The organism is Streptomyces sp. ITFR-16 (assembly GCF_031844705.1).
Lineage (GTDB): Bacteria > Actinomycetota > Actinomycetes > Streptomycetales > Streptomycetaceae > Streptomyces.
Window position 1 is genome coordinate 1,531,420 of sequence record NZ_CP134609.1, and the last position, 18,327, is coordinate 1,549,746.

Genomic DNA, 18,327 nt, shown 5'->3' on the forward strand with positions numbered 1-18,327 from the left:
GTGTGTCCGTACTCAGTTGTTGCCGACGCCGTTCCCGGAGAGGACCGGGATGTCGTCCACCAGGTGCGAGAGGGGCTCGTCGCCCTTGGCCTGGGTGGAGTTGTCGGTGCACTGCTGGTTCTGCGGCGAGGACAGGACGTTGATGTCCTGGACCGCGACCGGCACGAGCAGGCCGACGAGCGAGCCCACGTTGGCCTTGACCGGGACGCCGGCGCAGAGCTTGTTCAGGGAGCCCTGGACGAGCTGGAACTGCGGGCTGCCGTCACCCTTGGTCACGCTGTTGCCGAACGAGGACTCGGCACCGTTGCCGTTGACCGTCGTGGTGCCCCCGTCGTTGCCGATCGCCATGGCCGAGGGGGCCGCGGCGGCCGACAGGCCGACCAGGGACACGGCCACTGCCGCGCCGGCCATCATCTTCTTCATCACGCTTCACCTTTCGGAGCGTTCCGTTCTGGAACGTACTGATCAACCCCTCACGGAGCCTTCGGTTCCGCAGTTCCACCCAAATGGGTTCGATCCCGCATAAGTTCGACGTCGGCCGTCAACCCCGGGTGGCCTCGCCGGAGGCCCGCGCCGCGGGGACGAGGCCGCTCGCGCACGGTGGCGCGTCCTCCGTGCGCTCCGCAGGGGCCGGTTCGGCCCGGGCGGCCTGCCACTCGGCGAGGAGGCGGTCGTAGATCGGGGTGACGCCTTCCGGGGGCCGGTGCCGCTCCGGCGGGCGATGGCTGTCGCGCTGGTCCATGGGGTGGCCCTACCCGATGTGGCGGGCCCCGGCCTCCACCCGTGCGGCAAGCGGCCCAACGGGCCGTCCTTTCGGGGGAGAAACCGCCTGTTCGGCACATGGCGCGGGGCCGGTGCGTCCGGCGGCGGGTATTCGGCCGCCGGACGCACCGGCCCCACAGGTACTGCGGGAACAGCGGGGTGGATCGGGAACTACAGGTGGTTCAGCACCTCTTAGTTGTTGCCCGCACCGTTGCCCGACAGGATCGGGATGTCGTCCAGGATGTGCGAGAGGGCCTCGTCGCCCTTGGCCTGGGTGGAGTTCTCGGTGCACTGCTGGTTCTGCGGCGAGGACAGGACGTTGATGTCCTGGACCGCGACCGGGACCACGCCGAGCAGCGAACCGGCGTTGACCTTGGCCGGCAGGGCGATGCAGGGCTTGTTGAGCGAGCCCTGGATGAGCGCGAACTGCGGGCTCCAGTCGCCGTGCGTGGCGGAGTTGCCGTACGACTGCGCGGCGCCGTTGCCGTTGACCGAGGTGGTGCCCCCGTCGTTGCCGATCGCCATCGCCTGCGGCGCGATGCCGGCGGAGACGCCGACGACCGACGCGGCGACAGCCGCCGACGCCATGAACTTCTTGATCATGAAACTGCCCTTCTGGTGTTCTCTGTCGCCCGCCTGTACCCGAGCGCTGTGATCAACTCGCGGCGGCGGGAATGGTTGTGGCTCTTCACCCGAACGATGCGTACTCGAACGACGCGCACTCGAACGACGCGAAGCGGGCGGGTCAGCCGCCGAGGGGAAGCCCGCCGATGAGGGGGGCCGCGCTCTTCGCGGCACCGGTGGCCTGGCCGGCCAGCTTGGTGACGGTGCCGTCCTTCTGCAGCGAGTCGGCGGCGTCGGAGACGGTGCCGACAACCGGCTCGACCGCCTGCGGGGCCGCCGCCACGACCTGGTTGATGCCTCCGTCGAGGCTGAAGCTCGGGGCCGTGGCGTTCGTGACGGCGAAGGCGGGAGCAGCCGTTCCGAGTGCGGCCACGGAACCGGCGACGAGTGCGGCTGTCTTCGCGTACTTCACTTTCGGGTTCCCTTCTGCAGCGGCATCTGTTTCGGTCGCGTGCCCGCGCCGCACGACCCTTCTTTAGCCGTGACTTCTGCCGCTTTCTCCTTGGACAACGATCCGATTGCGGCCGGGCAACTGGAACTTCCGGCCTTTTTCTCGGATGGCGTCTGAATTACGGCACAGAAAAGCCCCGGACCGCAGGGCAGCGATCCGGGGCCTTCCGGCACCGAAAGCAGATTCGGCGCGTGTGAATCAGACGTTGGCGCAGGTGTTGCCGAAGGCCGGGTTCAGCAGGCCGATGACATCCACCGTGTTGCCGCAGAGGTTGACCGGGATGTGGACCGGGACCTGGACGAGGTTGCCGGACAGGACGCCCGGGGAGCCCACGGCCGCACCCTCGGCGCCGGAGTCGGCGAAGGCCGGGGCAGCGGCACCCATGGCCATGAGGGTTCCGGCGGCAACGGCGGCGATCTTGGTGTACTTCACTTTCATCCCTTTCTTCGACGGAGTCCGGAGCGGCCACGACTTTCGTGCCGCACGAGCGCGGTCCTGATCGCTCGTAACTCCGCCACTGTGATTCGTAACGATTTCAGACGGTAAGCGAAACTCTTCAAAGAGAAGATTCTTCATAATCCGCCCGAATGACGCAGTTCCGATCACTCGACGTCACCGTCGGGACGGACCGCCTGCCATACGGGCGTTGCCCCTGCGGGCAGCAGCGGGCCCGGGCCGGTCGGAGGAGGAACACCGAAGGCCCGGGCCCGCTGACGGCCGGCTCAGCTGTTGCCGGCGCCGTTGCCGGAGAGGACCGGGATGCCGTCCAGGATGTGCGACAGCGGCTCGTCGCCCTTGGCCTGGGTGGAGTTCTCGGTGCACTGCTGGTTCTGCGGCGAGGACAGGACGTTGACGTCCTGGACCGCGACGGGCACGAGGCCGACCAGCGAGCCGACGTTGGCCTTGAGCGGCAGACCGATGCAGGGCTTGTTCAGCGAGCCCTGGACCAGGCCGAACTGCGGGCTGCCGTCGCCCTGCGTCACGGCGTTGCCGAACGACTGCGAGGCGCCGTTGCCGTTGATCGACGTGGTGCCGCCGTCGTCGCCGATGGCCATCGCCTGCGTCGCGCCGAGCCCGAGGATGGAGGCGGCAACGGCACCCGTAGCCAGGACCTTCTTGATCACGATGAACCCTTCTCGTACTGGATACCCCGTACCGGAGCGCCCTGATCAACTGCCGTCCTGACGTTTGGTTATCGCCTTTCACCCGAATGACACGGCGACACGGACACCCGTCCGTAAGAAGCCGGTAAATACTGAACGCATCACCCGCCGAACGCTTATGCGTAACCCGTCCGGGTGGTCACAGGATTTTCACCGGTTCCACGTTTCTCTGACACGCAGGCGTCGTTATGGGTGTCGTCAAGCTCACCCGCCCCGCCGGGACGCTCTCCCAGCAGAACTGGCAGGCCCGGAGGTTGCTGCACCGCCTGACGAATGAACTGCGGGCCTGCGCCCGCGCGAATTGTCCAAAGGAAGGGCACCAATGCGAAAAGCCTTGAGTAAAAGCATCCTCGTCATGGCGGCGGCGTCAGGCATCCTGACGGCCTCCGGCGGCTATGCCTTCGCCGATGCCTCGGCCGAGGGCGCCGCGATCGGTTCCCCCGGCGTCGGCTCGGGCAACGCCGTCCAGGCGCCGGTGCACGTGCCCGTCAACGTTTGCGGCAACACGGTCAACGTGATCGGCGCGCTCAACCCCGCCTTCGGCAACGAGTGCGAGAACGAGAGCGGCGACTCGGGCGCGGGCCAGAGCCACGGGCACGGCAACAGCAGCAGCGGTGCGAGCGCCCAGGGCGTGGCCGCCAACTCCCCCGGTGTGCTGTCGGGCAACCTGATCCAGGTGCCGGTCGACGTCCCGGTCAACGTCTGCGGCAACACGGTCAACGTGGTCGGCGCGCTGAACCCGGCCGCCGGCAACAAGTGCGAGAACGACGAGGGCGGCAACGAGCCCCCGAAGCCGCCGCACCACCCGAAGCCCCCGAAGCCGCACAAGCCCCCGAAGCACCACCACGACGGCGACTGCCCTCCGGAACACCACAAGCCGCCGCACCACCCGAAGCCCCCGAAGCCGCACAAGCCCCCGAAGCACCACCACAACGGGGACTGCCCTCCGGGACACCACAACCCGCCGACCCACCCCCCGCACCACCCGCCGACGCACCCCCCGCACCACCCGAAGCCCCCGAAGCCGCACAACCCCCCGACGCACAACCCGCCCACGCACACGTGGCACCCGCACAACCCCCCGACCCACACGTGGCACCACACGCCCACCAAGCACCACAAGCCGCCGCAGATGGCGCACACCGGTGCCAATGACAACCTGGGCATCGCCGGTGGCGCGAGCGCCGCGCTGGTCCTCGGTGGCAGCCTGCTGATGCGCCGCAGCCGCGCCGCACGACAGGGCTGACGCACCCCACGCGCGAAGAGGTCCGGCCGAACGGCACACGCCGTTCGGCCGGACCTCTTGGCGTCTCCGGCGTGCGCTCCCTGTCGTACCGTCAGGCCGTGGATCCGCCGGTGGCCCGCAGGGCGGGTCGTAAACTCCTGCCGTGAACGACAGCCATGAGATACGGATCAGGCCGGGCGGCCCGGCCGACGCACCGGCCATTCTGGACATGCTCGACGCCGCTGTGGCCTGGATGAACGCTCGCGGCAACACCGAGCAGTGGGGCACCAGACCGTATTCGCAGAACCCCGGCGGGGTGGAGCGGGTGGAGCGGTACACGACCGACAACGCGGCGTACATCGCGGAGCTGGACGGCACTTCCGTCGGAGCCCTGGTGCTGGACAGCGGGCCCAACCCCCAGATGCCGATCGCGCCGGCCGGGGAACCCGAGCGGTACGTCCGGCTGCTGATCTCCGACCGCCGGCACGCCGGGAAGGAGATCGGGGCGGCCCTGCTGGCCCATGCCGCCGAGGAGACCCGGCGGGCCGGGGTGGCGCTCCTGCGCGTCGACTGCTGGGCGGGCGGCGGAGGCGAACTGGTCGCGTACTACGAGCGAAACGGCTTCACCGCCACCGACCGCTTCGCCTCGGGCACCTGGCCGGGGCAGATACTGACCCGGCGGATCCAGCCCACCCCCTGACGAAGCCGGTGCTCCGAGGTGCTGTCTTTCTCGGAGCTGTCTCTCGCGGAGGCATGGCGGCGGCACCGGTTCCCGCCGGGCGGTAAACCGGTGGACGGCTGCTCCCCGGCCGCCTACCTTCCCCCGCGTGGACCTACCCCGTGAATTCACCATCCGCGAGAGCACCCACCGTGTGCACAACCCCTTCACCGAGGAGCATCTCGCCACCCTGGGCCGGGCCCTGCGACTGGCGCCCGGGGCCCGGATCCTCGACCTCGCCTGCGGCAGCGGCGAACTCCTCTGCACCTGGGCGCGCGATCACGGGGTGACGGGCACCGGTGTCGACATCAGCACCGTCTTCCTGGACGGGGCCCGCGAGCGGGCGGCGGAGCTGGGCGTGGCCGGCCGGGTCGCGTTCGTGCACGGCGACGCGTCCGGTCATGTGGCACCGGAGCCCGTCGACCTCGCCGCCTGTCTCGGCGCCACCTGGATCGGCGGCGGGGTGACCGGCACGGTCGCGCTGCTGGAGCGGTCCCTGCGGCCGGGCGGCATGCTGCTGATCGGTGAGCCGTACTGGCGCCGGGAGCCGCCGGACACCGCGACCGTCGAGGCCTGTCACGCGACGGCGCGGGACGACTTCCGCGCGCTGCCCGAACTGCTGGAGCACTTCGGTGAGCTGGGCTGGGACGTGGTGGAGATGGTCCTCGCCAGCCAGGAGGGCTGGGACCGTTACGCGGCGGCGCAGTGGCTGAACATCCGGCGCTGGCTGGACGCCCACCCCGACGACGAACTGGCCGGGCAGATGCGCGCGGAGCTGGCCACCGGCCCGGCGCGCCACGTCCGCTATCAGCGCGAGTACCTGGGGTGGGGCGTGTTCGCCCTGATGAAGCGCTGATCCTGCGGGAGGGCGGGAGGAGGGCCGCCGCCCTAGGTCCCCGGTCCTCGGCCCCGTCCGGCGCACGATCGTCCGCAAGCCCGATGCCGCTCTCCCGGGGCGGGAGCCACGCTGTGGGGGCAGTCTTCCGAAGGAGCGCATCATGTCGTACCCGGAACACCTTGAGTACCCGGAGCCCCGCTACCTCGGCAACACGGGTGAGGTGAACGCCGTCTTCCGGTCGGCCGACACCCCGCCGGACATCGCCTCGCCCGGCGCCTCCACGCACTACCTCGCCACCCATGAGTCGACCGGCGGCGAGTTCGGCCTGTACAAGGTGGATCTGGGCGCACGGTCCGCCGGGGCCAAGACCCACTTCCACAAGGCGATGTCGGAGTCGTTCTACGTCCTGTCCGGCACGCTGGAGCTGTACAACGGCGAGAAGTGGGTCACCGGCCGCGAGGGCGACTTCCTGTACGTGCCCGTGGGCGGGCTGCACGCCTTCAGGAACGTGACCGACGAGCCGATGTCCATGCTCATGCTGTTCTCCCCCGGTGCCCCGCGCGAGGAGTACTTCGAGCGGGTCGCGGAGGTGTCGCAGCGCGGCGGCGAGGAGCTGAAGGAGTTCCGTATCCGCCACGACAGCTACTTCACGGAGGACTTCGGGCCCGGCGCGGAGTAGACCGGCCGGGCCGGCGGCCGCCTCTCAGACCGCGAGGCGTTCGAAGACCGCCGCGAGGCCCTGGCCGCCGCCGATGCACATGGTCTCCAGGCCGTAGCGCCCCTCGCGGCGGTGCAGCTCCCGGGTGAGGGTGGCGAGGATACGGGCGCCGGTGGCGCCGACGGGGTGGCCCAGCGAGACGCCGGAGCCGTTCACGTTGATCCGCTCCTCGTGGTCCTTCTCGCCGAGGCCCAGTTCACGGGTGCAGGCCAGCACCTGGGCGGCGAAGGCCTCGTTGAGCTCGATCAGGTCGAGGTCGGCGAGGGTGAGCCCCGCGCGGCCGAGCGCGGTGCGGGTGGCGGGGACGGGCCCCAGGCCCATGGTGGCGGCGGGCACCCCGGCACGGGCGAAGGAGACCAGCCGGACGAGCGGGGTGAGCCCGAGGCGTTCCGCGGTGGCGGAGCTGGTCACCAGGCAGGCGGCAGCCGCGTCGTTCTGGCCGCTGGCGTTGCCCGCGGTGACGGTGGCCTCCGGGTCGGACTTGCCCAGGACGGGGCGGAGCGCGGCCAGTTGCTCGGCGGTGGTGTCGGGGCGGGGGTGTTCGTCTGCGGTGACCACCGTGTCGCCCTTGCGGCTCTTCACGGTGACGGGGACGGTCTCGGCGTCGTACCGGCCCTCCGCCGCCGCCCGGCCGGCGCGCTGCTGCGAGCGCAGGGCCAGGGCGTCCTGGTCGGCGCGGCTGATCCCGTACTCCCGGCGCAGGTTCTCGGCGGTCTCGATCATGCCGCCGGGGACCGGGTGGCTGACGCCGCCGGCGGTGACCCGGCCCCGGGCGAGCGCGTCGTGGAGCTGGAGGCCGGGGCCCTTGATCCCCCAGCGTCCGTCGTGCGTGTAATAGGGGGCGGCGCTCATCACGTCGACGCCGCCCGCGATGACCACCTCACTGAATCCGGCCTGGACCTGCATGGCCGCGTCCAGCACCGCCTGGAGTCCGGAGCCGCAGCGGCGGTCGATCTGGGAGCCGGTGACGGTCTGCGGGAGTCCCGCGTCCAGGGCGGCGACCCGGCCGATGGCGGGGGCCTCGGCGGACGGGTAGGAGTGCCCGAGGATCACTTCGTCGACCCGGTCGGGGTCGACACCGGTACGGGCGACGACCTCCGCGACGACAAGGGCGGCGAGGGCGGCCGGCGTCTGTCCCGCGAACACTCCGCCGAAGCGGCCGATGGGGGTGCGCAGGGGTTCGCAGATCACGACATCGAAGCGGTCGGGCACGGCGGGACCTTTCCGGGGAGTGAAAGGGAGGGGATGAGAGGAGGAGGACAAGGGTGTGGGGCGACCCTCGCACCCGGCGACTGAGCCGGTCCAATATCCAGTTCCCCCTGATTCAAGACGCGTCACGTCTCAATGGGGTGGGCAGGGCGGTCTCCGCGACGGCGAGCACCGCGCGCAGGGCGGCCGACGGGTTGTCCGCCCGCCAGGCCAGCGCCGCCTGGCGCCTGATCGGCGGGCCGGCGAGGCGCCGGTAGACCAGGCCGTTCTGCTGGATGTGCTGGACGGAGGTGACGGTCAGCGTCACCCCGACACCGGCCGCGACCAGCGCCATGATGGTGTACGAGTCGGGCGCCTCCTGCACCACCCTCGGGTTGAACCCGGCGGCCTCGCAGGCCCCGACCATCGCGTCGCGCACGGTGGAGCCGGTGTTGGCGGGGAACGAGACGAACGGCTCCCCGGCCAGCTCTGCGAGGGGGACGCTCTCCAGGCCGGCGAGCGGATGGTCGAAGGGCAGCGCGCACACCAGCTCCTCCTCGTCGATCACCCGGTGGGCCACACCCGGCTGGGTGACCGGCAGACGTACGAACCCGAGGTCGAGCGAGCCGTCCGCGACGCGGGCGAGCGCCACGTTGGCGTACGTCTGGCCCGTCATCACGAGTTCGATCGCGGGGTGGGCGGCGCGCACCGCCCTCGTCAGCCTCGGCAGCGTGTCGTGGCTGGAGGCGCCCGCGAAGCCGATGCCGACCCGCCCGAACTCGCCCCGGCCGGCCGCCCTCGCGGCCCGTACGGCGGTGTCCAGGTCGTCGAGCACGGTCCGCACCGGCTGGAGGAAGGACTCCCCCGCGCCGGTGAGCCGCACCGAGCGGGTGTTGCGCTCGAAGAGCTGGACCCCGAGCTCCTTCTCCAGCCGGCGGATCTGCTGGCTCAGCGGCGGCTGGGCCATCTGCAGCCGCTTGGCGGCCCGGCCGAAGTGCAGTTCCTCCGCCACGGCGACGAACGCGGACAGATGGCGCAGCTCCATGCCCGGCCGCCGCCTCTCCATTGATATCCCTGGCGTCTCTGTCCGACCTTAATTTGATATTGGACGGCAATCAATGGCCGCTGACAGGGTGGGTGGAGCGACGCACGTCCACGCAGAGGAGCCCCGTGGCCACGACGGACCGGAAGCGCACGACGGACCGGAAAGACAAGACCATGTCGATGAGGGCGGCGATCGCCGCGTTCGTCCACGACGGCGCCACCGTCTGCATCGAGGGCTTCACCCATCTCGTCCCGACCGCCGCCGGGCACGAGATCATCCGGCAGGGCCGCCGGGACCTCACGGTCGTGCGGATGACCGCGGACATCGTGGTGGACCAGATGCTCGCCGCGGGCTGTGTGACACGGCTGGTCTCCTCCTTCGTGGGCAACTCGTCGGCCGGTTCGCTCGGTGAGCTGCGCCGCCGGGTGGAGCGCGCGGACCCGGCCCCGCTGGCGTTCGAGGAGTACAGCCACTACGGGATGATCTGCCGCTATCTCGCCGGCGCGCAGCGGCTGCCGTTCTATCCGCTGCGCTCGTACGGCGGCAGCGATCTGCCGTCCGTCAACAGCGATCTGCGCAAGGTGACGTCGCCGTATCCCGGACCGGACGGAAGACCCGAGCAGATCTATGTCGTACCGCCCGTCCACCCGGAGGTGACGATCATCCACGCCCAGCGTGCCGACCGCGCCGGCAACACCCAGATGTGGGGGCTGACCGGTGTCCAGGCCGAGGCGGTGTACGCGGCCGACAAGGCGGTCGTCGTCGTGGAGGAGATCGTCGGCGACGAGGTGATCCGCAAGGACCCCAACCGCACGCTCGTCCCCGCCCACGCGGTCGACGCCGTCGTCCACTGCCCGCGCGGGGCGCACCCCTCGTTCGCGCAGGGCTACTACGACCGGGACAACGCCTTCTACCGGGCCTGGTCGCACATCAGCAAGGACCCCGGGCGGCTCCGGGCGTGGCTGGACGAATGGGTGCGCGGGACGGCGGACCACGCGGAGTACGTCGAGAAGCTCGGCGCCGATTTCTGGGCCGGGCTCGCGGTCGGCGAGGCGCTGAGCGAGCCAGTGAACTACGGGCGGCGGCTGTGAGCGCGCCCGCCGGCCACCGGAGCGAACAGGCGGCGGCCCTCACCTCCTCCGAACTGCTCTCCGTCGTCGCCTCCCGCGAACTTGCCGCGCGCCGCACGGTGTTCGCCGGGATCGGTCTGCCCACGCTCGCCACCGAGCTGGCGCATCTGACGGTCGCCCCGGACATCGAGGTGGTGTACGAGTCCGGGGTGTGCGGCGCCCACCCCTCCCATCTGCCGGAGACCATCGCCGACGCGGTCCTGATCACGGGGGCGGAGGCGGTGGTCCCGATGCCGATGCTGTTCGGCTGTGTGCTCCAGGGCGGTCACATCGACGTCGGTTTCCTGGGGGCCGCGCAGATCGACCGCCGGGGCAACCTGAACACGTCGGTGATCGGTGAGTGGGACAGCCCGGACGTCCGGCTGCCCGGGTCGGGCGGCGGGGTCGAGGTGATGGCCAACTCCCGGGAGGTCTTCGTGGTGATGCGCCGTCACCACCCGCGCTCCTTCCCGGCGGAGCTCGACTTCTGCACCACCCCGGGCCCGGACCGCGCGCTCGCCGAGGGCATCCGCCCGCTGGGCGCCGGGGTCACCCGGGTCGTCACGGAGCTGGGCATCCTGGCCCGCGCGGGCGTCGGCGAGGAGCTGCGGCTGGTCGCCGTCCAGCCGGGCGTCAGCGTCGAGCGGGTCCGGGAAGCCACCGGCTGGGACCTGCTGGTCGACGACACGGTCGAGGAGGTGGCGCCCCCGACCCGGGAGGAACTGCGCCTGCTGCGCGAGGATGTCGACCCGGACCGTGTGTACCTGCGCTGAACCGCACCGCCCGCCCCGCTGACCCGCCCCACCGAGAGGACCAGGACCCGTATGCGTATCAGGATCGTCGGCGCCGGAGCCATGGGCCGCGGCATCGCCCAGTGGGCGGCCGCCGCCGGACACACCGTCGAGCTGGGCGACGTACGGACGGAGGCGGTGACGGACGCGGTCGCCTTCGTCCGGTCCATGCTCGAACGGGCCGCGCAGAAGGGCCGGATGTCCGAGGGGGACGCGGCGGCGGCCGTGGACCGGCTGGTCCCGCTGGACGATCCGTGGGCGGCCGGCCCGGACGTGGAGCTGGTCATCGAGGCCGTGCGCGAGGACCTGGCGACCAAGACCGAGGTGTTCGGCCGGCTGGAGCGGGCACTGCCCGCCTCCGCCGTCTTCGCGACCAACACCTCCTCGCTGTCCGTGACCCGGATCGCCGCAGAGCTGAAGGACCCAGGCCGGCTGGCCGGGCTGCACTTCTTCAACCCCGTCCCGCTGATGCGGATCGTCGAGGTGGTGCCCGGCGCCGCCACCCGGCCGGAGATCCCGCCGCTGCTGACCGCGCTCGTGGAGGGGTGCGGACACCGCGCGGTCACGGTCGCCGACACCCCCGGCTTCCTCGTCAACCACGCCGGGCGCGGCCTGGTGACGGAGGCGCTCGCGCTGCTGGAGGAGACGGTCGGCGAGCCGTCGGACATCGACCGGATCGCGCGGGACGTGCTGGGGCTGCGCATGGGCCCCTTCGAACTGATGGACCTCACCGGGCTGGATGTGACCGCCGCGGTCATCGACTCGATCTGGACGGGCTTCCGTTACGAGGACCGGCTGCGGCCTTCGTATCTGACCCCGAACCGGGTGGCGGCCGGGCTGCACGGCCGCAAGACGGGACGCGGCTGGTATCCGTACGGCCCCGAGGCACCGGCCGCGGTCCCGGAACCGCCGGTCACCGGGGACGCGGACCGGCCGGTGCACGTCTTCGCCGGGTCCCCGGAGCTGGAGGGCGACGCGACCGCGCTCCGCGAGGCGCTGGGCGCGGCGGGCGCCGCGGTCGAGTCCGGTGGGCGGCCGTCCGCCGGGGCGCTGGTCCTGGTCCCGGTGTGGGGCACCTCGGTCGCATCGGCGGTGGCCGCGCACGGACTCCCGGCCGGGCGCACCTTCGGCGTGGACCCGCTGCCGGCGGCCGGGCGCCGGCGGGTACTGGCGGTGACCCCGGCGGCGGATCCGGCGGCGGCGCGGGACGCCCGCGCGGTGCTGGCCCGGGCGGCGGACGGCGCCGAGCCGTCCGCGGTGTCGGTGGTACGGGACACGGCCGGCTCGGTCGCGCAGCGGCTGCTGGCCTCGATCGTGTCGGTCGCGGCGTCCATCGCGGAGCGCGCGCTCGCGGCCCCGGCCGACATCGATCTCGCGGTCACGGCCGGGCTCGGCTATCCGGCCGGGCCGCTGGCCTGGGGCGACCGGGTCGGCGCGGCACGGATGCTGGAACTGCACCGGGCGCTGTACGCGACGACCGGGGACCCGCGCCACCGCCCGACCCGCTGGGTCACCGAACGCGCCGCGCTCGGCCTGGCGCTCACGGACCCGGGCACATCACCGGCCGACTGCGTGGACGGTGCGCCCGACGCGGCCTGACGCGGTCCGCTCCGGCGCGGGGCGAAGACCGACGCGCGGGGCGAAGACCGACGCGCGGGGGCGAACACCGACGCCGGGGCGAACACCGACGCCGGGGGCGATGACCGACGCCGGGGGATGACCGATTCGTACAAGACCGGAGGCAGGCCCGCTGCCTACGGTCGTGGCATGACTCCACGACTCGACGCGATCGGCATCACCACCGCGGATCTGGCCGCATCGCTCGCCTTCTACCGCCGGCTCGGCCTCGACATCCCCGCCGACGCGGAATCCGCACCCCATGTCGAAACGACCCTCCCCGGCGGACAGCGCCTGCTGTGGGACACCGAGGACGTCGTCCGCTCCTTCGATCCCGCGTGGTCCGGCGCGGGCGGCGGGGACCGGATCGGTCTTGCCTTCCTCTGCGACGGCCCGGCGGAGGTCGACGCCGTCTACGAGGACCTGACCGGTGCCGGATACCGCGGCCGTCTGAAGCCGTGGGACGCGGTGTGGGGGCAGCGGTACGCCGTCGTCCTCGACCCGGACGGCCTGGCGGTCTCGCTGTTCGCCCCCGCCGGGTAGGAACCGCTCAGGGCGCGGCGAGGTACGCGGTCAGGGTGATGCCGGCCAGGTCGCGCATCTCGCGGGCCAGGTGTGCCTGGTCCGCGCAGCCCGCCGCGACAGCCGCCTCGGCGTACGGCGTCCCGGCCCGCACCAGGGCCAGCGCCCGTTGCAGGCGCAGCACCCGGGCGAGCGTCTTGGGCCCGTAGCCGAAGGCGTCCAGGGAGCGGCGGTGCAGCTGGCGCGCGCCGAGCCCCACCGACCGGGCGGTCTCCGCGACGGTGCGGCCGTCGTCGAGCCGGGCGGCCACGGCCCGCATCGCCGGGTCCGGCGGCGCGGTGCCGGCCGCCCGGCTCAGGGCGATGTCCTCGAGGGCGGTCGCCGGGTCGGCGGCCTCGGCGACCCGTTCGGTCAGCTCGCGCACCCGGTCCCCGGGCCACAGTCCGGCCAGGGGGACCCGGCGGTCGCGCAGTTCGTGAGCGGGTACGCCGAGCAGGGCGGGCGCCGTGCCGGGGGCGAAGCGGATGCCCGCGACTTCGCCACCGGTGGCGGTCGGGGGTTCCGTACGGGTGTCGGGGCCGGCGACGAGGAGCCGGCCGCCGATCCAGATCAGGTCCATGCATCCGTCGGGCAGCACCGGGTGGACCGCCCCCTCGGGCAGGGTCAGGGTCCAGACCTTCGCACCGTCCAGCCGCGACGCGCGCTCTTCGTAGCTGCCGCCCATGCCACTAGTCTCGTCCACGGACGGTTCGAGGCAAGTCATCGGCATCCCGGGGGCGGTCATGGCGGCACTGATGGAGTTCACCACGGACAACGGTGCGACGGTGACGGTGGAGGTGGACCGTCATGTCCCCGGTGCCCGGCTGGTCGCACGCGACGGCCATGCGATGGCCCGGGCGGGGCGCACCTTCGACAGCGCGCTGGAGGGGATCCGGTCCGCGGCCGAGTCGGCGCTCGCGGTGTTCCGCGACGGCACGCGGAAGCCGGACGGGGTGGAGCTCGAATTCGGGGTGAAGATCACCTCCGAGGCCGGGGCGGTGATCGCGAAGAGCGCGCTGGAGGGCCATCTCGTGGTCAAGCTGTCGTGGTCGCCGGGTTCGGATGCCCCGGCCCCTCCGGCTCCCGCAGCTCCCCCTGCTCCTCAGGCCGCACGGCCCTAGGCGCGCCTCACTCGCCGGGCGGGTGGGGCTTGTCGCTCTCCTTCTCGCGGCTCGGCTGGAGCCGCGACTTCACGTCGTCCGGCGGCAGGAAGCGCGACCAGCGCTCCGGGAACTCGGACGGCATGTAGGGACTGTCGCCGTCGTCCCCGTCTTCGTCCGGTCCGCCGTCCCAGCTCTCCGCCTGGGTGCGGGCCACGAACTCGGCCGCCTGGACCGCGCGCGCCCGGTCGTTGGCCGCGCGGGCCGCGGCCGTCGCCACCGAGGGCCAGACCCGGTCGATGGCGGCGTTGACCGCGGCGCCCACCAGTACCGCGAACGCGGAGATGCCGATCCACAGCAGCACGGCGATCGGTGCGGCCAGTGACCCGTAGATCGTCGGGCCCTCGACCGTACTGGTGAGGTAGATCCGGAGCAGGAAACTGCCCAGCACCCACATCGCCAGGGCCATCAGGGCGCCCGGCATGTCCTCGATCCAGGGTGAGCGGACGGGCACGGACACGTGGTAGAGCGTGGTGAGGAAGGAGATCGAGAGCAGTATCACCAGCGGCCAGTACAGGACGCTGATGACCTCGGTGCCCCACGGGATGAACTCCACGACCCGGTCGGGGCCGACCACCAGCAGCGGCAGCACCACCGCGCCGAGGAGCAGCGCCACGACGTACAGCAGGAAGGCGAGCATCCGGGTCTTCACGATGCCGCGGTGGCCGTCGAGGCCGTACATCACGGTGATCGTGTCGATGAAGACGTTCACCGCGCGGGAGCCCGACCAGAGCGCGATGGCGAAGCCGATGGAGATGACGTCGGGCCGGGCCCCGGTGGTGACGTCCGCGAGCAGCGGTTTGGCGAAGTCATTGACGCCGCGGTCGGAGAGCACCGTCTGGGCCGCGCTGAGGATGTTGCGCTCGATGGAGGCGACGGTCGCGGTGCTGGTCCACTCGTCGACGTAACCGAGCAGGCCGATCAGGCCGAGGAGCAGCGGGGGCAGGGACAGCAGGGTGAAGAACGCCGCCTCGGCGGCGAGTCCCAGGATGCGGTACTCCATGCACGAGTTGACCGTGTCCTTGAGCAACTGCCAGGCCAGCTGCCTCTTGGAGACGTTGCGGTAGAGCACTCGGGCCCGGTGGAGCCGGCCCGGTGGCCGCTCGGGTGTTTCATTTGCTGCCTGCACGTCCTTACCGTATCGGCATGGCAGCCACCACCCACACAGTGTCCAACCAGGCCCCTCCCCTGCTCGGCTACGACGTCTTCGGCGCGGACCGGGTGCTCACCGAAGCAGTGGAGCGGCACCTGCCGGCGCAGGTGCTCGACGAGGCCCGGGACGCGCTGGCCACGCTCGGCCGGTCCGCCGGGTCCGCCCAGGCCGCGGAGTGGGGGACGCAGGCGAACGAGAACCCGCCGCGGCTGCGCACCCATGACCGCTACGGGAACCGCGTCGACGAGGTGGAGTTCCATCCGGCCTGGCACCGGCTGCTCGGCCACGCCGTCACCGCCGGGCTGACCGACGCCTGGGACCGTCCGGGCGGGCATGTGCGCCGGGCCGCAGGTTTCCTGGTGTGGACGCAGGCCGAGGCGGGCCACGGCTGTCCGCTGTCGATGACGCACGCGGCGGTGCCGGCCCTGCGCACCGATCCGGCGGTGGCCGCCGTGTGGGAGCCGCTGCTGACCTCGCATGTGTACGAGGAGGAGCTGCGGGCGCCCGGGGAGAAGGCCGGGGCGCTGCTCGGGATGGGCATGACGGAGAAGCAGGGCGGCACGGACGTGCGGTCCAACACCACCCGCGCCGAGCCGCTCGCGGAGGAGGGCGCCTATCTGCTCACCGGGCACAAGTGGTTCTGCTCGGCGCCCATGTCCGACGGGTTCCTGGTGCTGGCGCAGGCGCCCGGCGGGCTGAGCTGCTTCCTGCTGCCCCGGGTGCTGCCGGACGGCAGCCGCAACCCGTTCGCGATCCAGCGCCTCAAGGACAAGCTGGGCAACCGCTCCAACGCCTCGGCGGAGGTCGAGTTCGACGGGACCTGGGCGCGGCTGATCGGTGAGGAGGGGCGCGGGGTGCGGACCATCATCGACATGGTGGCGGCGACCCGGCTGGACTGTGTGACCGGCTCGGCGGCGCTGATGCGGCAGGCGGTGGCGCAGGCCGTCCACCACACCTCGTACCGCGGCGCCTTCGGCGGGCCGCTGGTGGACAAGCCGCTGATGCGCAATGTGCTGGCGGACCTCGCGCTGGAGTCGGAGGCGGCGACGGTGCTGGCGATGCGGCTGGCGGCGGCGTACGACGACGGGGGCGGGAGCGAGGCGGCGTTCCTGCGGATCGCGGTGCCGGCGGCGAAGTACTGGGTGACCAAGCGGTGCACGCCGCTGGTCGTGGAGGCGCTGGAGTGCCTGGGCGGCAACGGCTATGTGGAGGAGTCGGGGATGCCCCGGCTGCTGCGCGAGGCGCCCCTCAACTCGATCTGGGAGGGCTCGGGGAACGTACAGGCGCTGGATGTGCTGCGGGCGCTGCAACGGGAGCCCCTGGCACTCAACGCGTATCTCCAGGAGGTCGGGCTCGCCCGGGGCGCCGATCACCGGCTCGACCGGGCGATCAAGGACCTGCTGACCGAGCTGGCCGATCTCGCGGGGATCGAGGCGCGGGCCCGGCGGGTCGTGGAGCGGCTGGCGCTGGTGCTCCAGGGGTCGCTGCTGGTGCGCTGGGCGCCGCCGGAGGTGGCCGACGCCTTCTGCGCGTCGCGCCTGGGCGGGGACGGGGGCGCGGTGTTCGGGACGCTGCCGCACAGCCTGGACCTGGCGGCGGTGGTGGCGCGGGCCCGGCCAGTGGAGGACTGACCGGGAGCAGGGGCAGCTACAGGGGGTGGTGCTGCGCCGACACGGCACCACCCCCCATGCTGTACACACCACGCCTCGGGGCCGGGGCCCCGCTGTGCGGTGTACCACCACCTTGGTACGGGCCGGGGACCGTCGCCAGAGTTGCAGAGGGTTGCAACCATTGTGTGGAGTCGCGGCATCGGTGCCCGCCGGGGGAGGCAGGATGGGCCCGTGGACCCTTGACACGGGTCCGGCACTGGCTTGAGGGGGAATCGGGCGTGGAGACGACTCCGGTCGATGTGATGCGGCTGGCGGCCCGGGAGTCCGTACGGGCCACGCGCCTGGCGCACCGGGCCCGGGAGGCGCGGATGGTGGGCGAGCGGATGCCCGTGGCGCCCCGGGCCGAGATCGGTGCCTCCTGGGACCGGGTGCTGCGCAGCGGCGTCGATCCCGAACAGACCACGCACAGCCGGCTGCTGGAGCTGGAGGAGATCGAGCACCGGCGCCGCGGCTCCGCGCTGGGCGAGGTGATGCCGCTGCTCAGCGAAGGCCTGGTGAGCATCGCGGACGCCTCGCAGCAGATCATGGTGGTCACCGACGCGGAGGGCCGGGTGCTGTGGCGCCAGGGCAACACGGGGGTGCTGCGGCGGGCCGACGAGATCTGTCTGGCGGAGGGCGCTGCCTGGTCGGAGGAGAGCACGGGCACGAACGCGATCGGTACGGCGCTCGCCGCGCGCGCCCCGGTGCAGGTGCACTCGGCCGAGCACATCGTGCGCAGTCTGCACGGATGGACGTGCGCGGCGGCCCCGGTGCGCGATCCCCGGGACGGCCGGCTGATGGGGATCGTCGACATCAGCGGTCCGGCGTCCACCTTCCATCCGGCGATGCTGGCCCTGGTCGGTTCGGTGGCCCGGTTGGCCGAGAGCGAGATGAGGGCCCGGCATCTGGAGTCGATCGACCGGCTGCGCTCGGTCGCGGCGCCGATGCTGTGCCGGCTGGGCGGCCGGGCGCTGGCGGTGGACGGCCACGGCTGGCTGGCGGCGGTGACCGGGATGGCTCCGGTGGACCGGCTGCCGCTGCCGAAGACGCTGGGTCCGGGCCGGGTGTGGCTGCCCTCGCTGGGGACGTGCCGGGTGGAGCCGCTGCCGGGCGGCTGGCTGGTGCAGGTGGCGGACGGGACGATGGACAGCCCGCCGCGCCGGGTCGTGCTCGATCTGAGCCGGCCGCGCGGCCTCGCGGTGAACGTGGTGAGCCCGGTGGGGACCTGGACGCAGCGGCTCTCGCCGCGCCATGCCGAGCTGCTGTACGTGCTGGCGCTGCACCGCGAGGGCCGTACGGCGTCCGAACTGGCGCAGGACATCTTCGGTGACCCGACCAGGACGGTGACGGTGCGGGCCGAGATCTCGCGGCTGCGGCGCCATCTCGCGCAGGTGCTGGCGCACCGCCCGTACCGCTTCGGGGAGGGCGTCGAGGTGGAGGTGATCCGTCCGGAGCACCCCGGCGATCTGCTGCCCCGGTCGAAGGCTCCGGTGGTGGTGGCGGCGCGCGGCATGCCCTGAGCGGTGTTCCCGCAGGTCCCGGACGTCCCTGTCGG

The 18,327-nt window shown here is 72.2% G+C and carries 21 protein-coding genes; 11 read left to right on the forward strand and 10 right to left on the reverse strand.

Annotated elements, in window-relative coordinates; translation table 11 throughout:
* Positions 1–12: 12 nt before the first annotated feature.
* From RLT58_RS06760 to RLT58_RS06785, 6 genes are all read right to left on the reverse strand, one after another.
* Entirely contained in the window at positions 13–423 is a 411-nt protein-coding gene (locus tag RLT58_RS06760) for a rodlin (RefSeq protein ID WP_311309483.1), read from the reverse strand.
* A 118-nt stretch (positions 424–541) separates the two neighbouring features.
* Positions 542–742: a hypothetical protein gene (locus RLT58_RS06765; protein ID WP_311309484.1), complete on the reverse strand. Its 201-nt coding sequence runs from the start codon at positions 740–742 to the stop codon at positions 542–544.
* Positions 743–954: 212 nt separating this feature from the next.
* Positions 955–1,365 (reverse strand): rodlin, encoded by a 411-nt coding sequence (locus RLT58_RS06770; RefSeq protein WP_311309485.1) that lies wholly within the window; start codon positions 1,363–1,365, stop codon positions 955–957.
* Positions 1,366–1,507: 142 nt separating this feature from the next.
* Positions 1,508–1,798: a hypothetical protein gene (locus tag RLT58_RS06775; RefSeq protein ID WP_311309486.1), complete on the reverse strand. Its 291-nt coding sequence runs from the start codon at positions 1,796–1,798 to the stop codon at positions 1,508–1,510.
* 237 nt (positions 1,799–2,035) lie between these two features.
* The gene (locus RLT58_RS06780) at positions 2,036–2,269 is read right to left on the reverse strand and encodes a chaplin (RefSeq protein WP_399131031.1); all 234 of its coding nucleotides are present in this window, start codon (positions 2,267–2,269) and stop codon (positions 2,036–2,038) included.
* A 290-nt stretch (positions 2,270–2,559) separates the two neighbouring features.
* Positions 2,560–2,961, reverse strand: a complete 402-nt coding sequence (locus RLT58_RS06785; RefSeq protein WP_311309487.1) for a rodlin — start codon at positions 2,959–2,961, stop codon at positions 2,560–2,562.
* A gap of 361 nt (positions 2,962–3,322) precedes the next feature.
* Here RLT58_RS06785 and RLT58_RS06790 point away from each other — a divergent pair, with 361 nt between their 5' ends.
* The 4 genes from RLT58_RS06790 to RLT58_RS06805 all read left to right on the forward strand — a co-directional run bounded on the left by RLT58_RS06790 (position 3,323) and on the right by RLT58_RS06805 (position 6,460).
* Positions 3,323–4,246, forward strand: a complete 924-nt coding sequence (locus tag RLT58_RS06790) for a chaplin (protein WP_399131034.1) — start codon at positions 3,323–3,325, stop codon at positions 4,244–4,246.
* Positions 4,247–4,388: 142 nt separating this feature from the next.
* Positions 4,389–4,925, forward strand: coding sequence for a GNAT family N-acetyltransferase (locus tag RLT58_RS06795; RefSeq protein WP_311309488.1), 537 nt, complete (start codon positions 4,389–4,391; stop codon positions 4,923–4,925).
* 127 nt (positions 4,926–5,052) lie between these two features.
* Entirely contained in the window at positions 5,053–5,799 is a 747-nt protein-coding gene (locus tag RLT58_RS06800) for an SAM-dependent methyltransferase (protein WP_311309489.1), read from the forward strand.
* A gap of 142 nt (positions 5,800–5,941) precedes the next feature.
* Positions 5,942–6,460, forward strand: coding sequence for a cupin domain-containing protein (locus RLT58_RS06805; protein WP_311309490.1), 519 nt, complete (start codon positions 5,942–5,944; stop codon positions 6,458–6,460).
* 24 nt (positions 6,461–6,484) lie between these two features.
* Here RLT58_RS06805 and RLT58_RS06810 read toward each other — a convergent pair whose 3' ends face one another.
* Complete coding sequence (locus tag RLT58_RS06810) at positions 6,485–7,711, reverse strand: acetyl-CoA C-acetyltransferase (protein ID WP_311309491.1); 1,227 nt, start codon at positions 7,709–7,711, stop codon at positions 6,485–6,487.
* Between the two features lie 112 nt (positions 7,712–7,823).
* A complete protein-coding gene (locus tag RLT58_RS06815; protein WP_311314433.1) occupies positions 7,824–8,732 on the reverse strand; it encodes a LysR family transcriptional regulator in 909 nt (302 codons plus the stop codon).
* Positions 8,733–8,905: 173 nt separating this feature from the next.
* Here RLT58_RS06815 and RLT58_RS06820 point away from each other — a divergent pair, with 173 nt between their 5' ends.
* The 4 genes from RLT58_RS06820 (at position 8,906) to RLT58_RS06835 (ending at position 12,792) form a co-directional block, all read left to right on the forward strand.
* Positions 8,906–9,823, forward strand: a complete 918-nt coding sequence (locus RLT58_RS06820; protein ID WP_311314434.1) for a CoA transferase subunit A — start codon at positions 8,906–8,908, stop codon at positions 9,821–9,823.
* Entirely contained in the window at positions 9,820–10,614 is a 795-nt protein-coding gene (locus RLT58_RS06825) for a CoA-transferase subunit beta (protein ID WP_311309492.1), read from the forward strand. Before RLT58_RS06820 ends, RLT58_RS06825 begins: the two co-directional genes overlap by 4 nt.
* A gap of 51 nt (positions 10,615–10,665) precedes the next feature.
* Positions 10,666–12,231, forward strand: coding sequence for a 3-hydroxyacyl-CoA dehydrogenase (locus RLT58_RS06830; protein ID WP_311309493.1), 1,566 nt, complete (start codon positions 10,666–10,668; stop codon positions 12,229–12,231).
* 117 nt (positions 12,232–12,348) lie between these two features.
* Positions 12,349–12,792: a VOC family protein gene (locus RLT58_RS06835; RefSeq protein WP_311309494.1), complete on the forward strand. Its 444-nt coding sequence runs from the start codon at positions 12,349–12,351 to the stop codon at positions 12,790–12,792.
* Between the two features lie 7 nt (positions 12,793–12,799).
* On the opposite strand, the gene RLT58_RS06840 is transcribed toward RLT58_RS06835, so the two are convergent.
* On the reverse strand, positions 12,800–13,495 hold the full coding sequence (locus RLT58_RS06840; RefSeq protein ID WP_399131038.1) for a DUF6597 domain-containing transcriptional factor: 696 nt from the start codon (positions 13,493–13,495) through the stop codon (positions 12,800–12,802).
* Positions 13,496–13,553: 58 nt separating this feature from the next.
* On the opposite strand from RLT58_RS06840, the gene RLT58_RS06845 reads away from it, so the two are divergent.
* Positions 13,554–13,931, forward strand: coding sequence for a CU044_2847 family protein (locus tag RLT58_RS06845; protein ID WP_311309495.1), 378 nt, complete (start codon positions 13,554–13,556; stop codon positions 13,929–13,931).
* Between the two features lie 7 nt (positions 13,932–13,938).
* On the opposite strand, the gene RLT58_RS06850 is transcribed toward RLT58_RS06845, so the two are convergent.
* Positions 13,939–15,042, reverse strand: a complete 1,104-nt coding sequence (locus tag RLT58_RS06850) for a YihY/virulence factor BrkB family protein (RefSeq protein WP_311314435.1) — start codon at positions 15,040–15,042, stop codon at positions 13,939–13,941.
* A 74-nt stretch (positions 15,043–15,116) separates the two neighbouring features.
* Between RLT58_RS06850 and RLT58_RS06855 the strand changes: the two genes are divergently transcribed.
* Together RLT58_RS06855 and RLT58_RS06860 are read left to right on the forward strand one after the other, a co-directional pair.
* Positions 15,117–16,754 carry an acyl-CoA dehydrogenase family protein gene (locus RLT58_RS06855; RefSeq protein WP_311309496.1) on the forward strand — a complete coding sequence of 546 codons (1,638 nt, stop codon included), beginning with the start codon at positions 15,117–15,119 and terminating at the stop codon, positions 16,752–16,754.
* Positions 16,755–17,035: 281 nt separating this feature from the next.
* Complete coding sequence (locus tag RLT58_RS06860; RefSeq protein ID WP_311314436.1) at positions 17,036–18,292, forward strand: GAF domain-containing protein; 1,257 nt, start codon at positions 17,036–17,038, stop codon at positions 18,290–18,292.
* Positions 18,293–18,327 lie beyond the last annotated feature (35 nt).

Excerpts from the sequence above, each read along its gene's own strand:
- RLT58_RS06760 (WP_311309483.1), bottom strand. The coding sequence starts at position 423 with ATGAAGAAGATGATGGCCGGCGCGGCAGTGGCCGTGTCCCTGGTCGGC.
- RLT58_RS06765 (WP_311309484.1), bottom strand. The coding sequence starts at position 742 with ATGGACCAGCGCGACAGCCATCGCCCGCCGGAGCGGCACCGGCCCCCG.
- RLT58_RS06770 (WP_311309485.1), bottom strand. The coding sequence starts at position 1,365 with ATGATCAAGAAGTTCATGGCGTCGGCGGCTGTCGCCGCGTCGGTCGTC.
- RLT58_RS06790 (WP_399131034.1), top strand. The coding sequence starts at position 3,323 with ATGCGAAAAGCCTTGAGTAAAAGCATCCTCGTCATGGCGGCGGCGTCA.
- RLT58_RS06805 (WP_311309490.1), top strand. The coding sequence starts at position 5,942 with ATGTCGTACCCGGAACACCTTGAGTACCCGGAGCCCCGCTACCTCGGC.
- RLT58_RS06815 (WP_311314433.1), bottom strand. The coding sequence starts at position 8,732 with ATGGAGCTGCGCCATCTGTCCGCGTTCGTCGCCGTGGCGGAGGAACTG.
- RLT58_RS06820 (WP_311314434.1), top strand. The coding sequence starts at position 8,906 with ATGTCGATGAGGGCGGCGATCGCCGCGTTCGTCCACGACGGCGCCACC.
- RLT58_RS06830 (WP_311309493.1), top strand. The coding sequence starts at position 10,666 with ATGCGTATCAGGATCGTCGGCGCCGGAGCCATGGGCCGCGGCATCGCC.
- RLT58_RS06835 (WP_311309494.1), top strand. The coding sequence starts at position 12,349 with ATGACCGATTCGTACAAGACCGGAGGCAGGCCCGCTGCCTACGGTCGT.
- RLT58_RS06840 (WP_399131038.1), bottom strand. The coding sequence starts at position 13,495 with ATGGGCGGCAGCTACGAAGAGCGCGCGTCGCGGCTGGACGGTGCGAAG.
- RLT58_RS06845 (WP_311309495.1), top strand. The coding sequence starts at position 13,554 with ATGGCGGCACTGATGGAGTTCACCACGGACAACGGTGCGACGGTGACG.
- RLT58_RS06855 (WP_311309496.1), top strand. The coding sequence starts at position 15,117 with ATGGCAGCCACCACCCACACAGTGTCCAACCAGGCCCCTCCCCTGCTC.
- RLT58_RS06860 (WP_311314436.1), top strand. The coding sequence starts at position 17,036 with ATGCGGCTGGCGGCCCGGGAGTCCGTACGGGCCACGCGCCTGGCGCAC.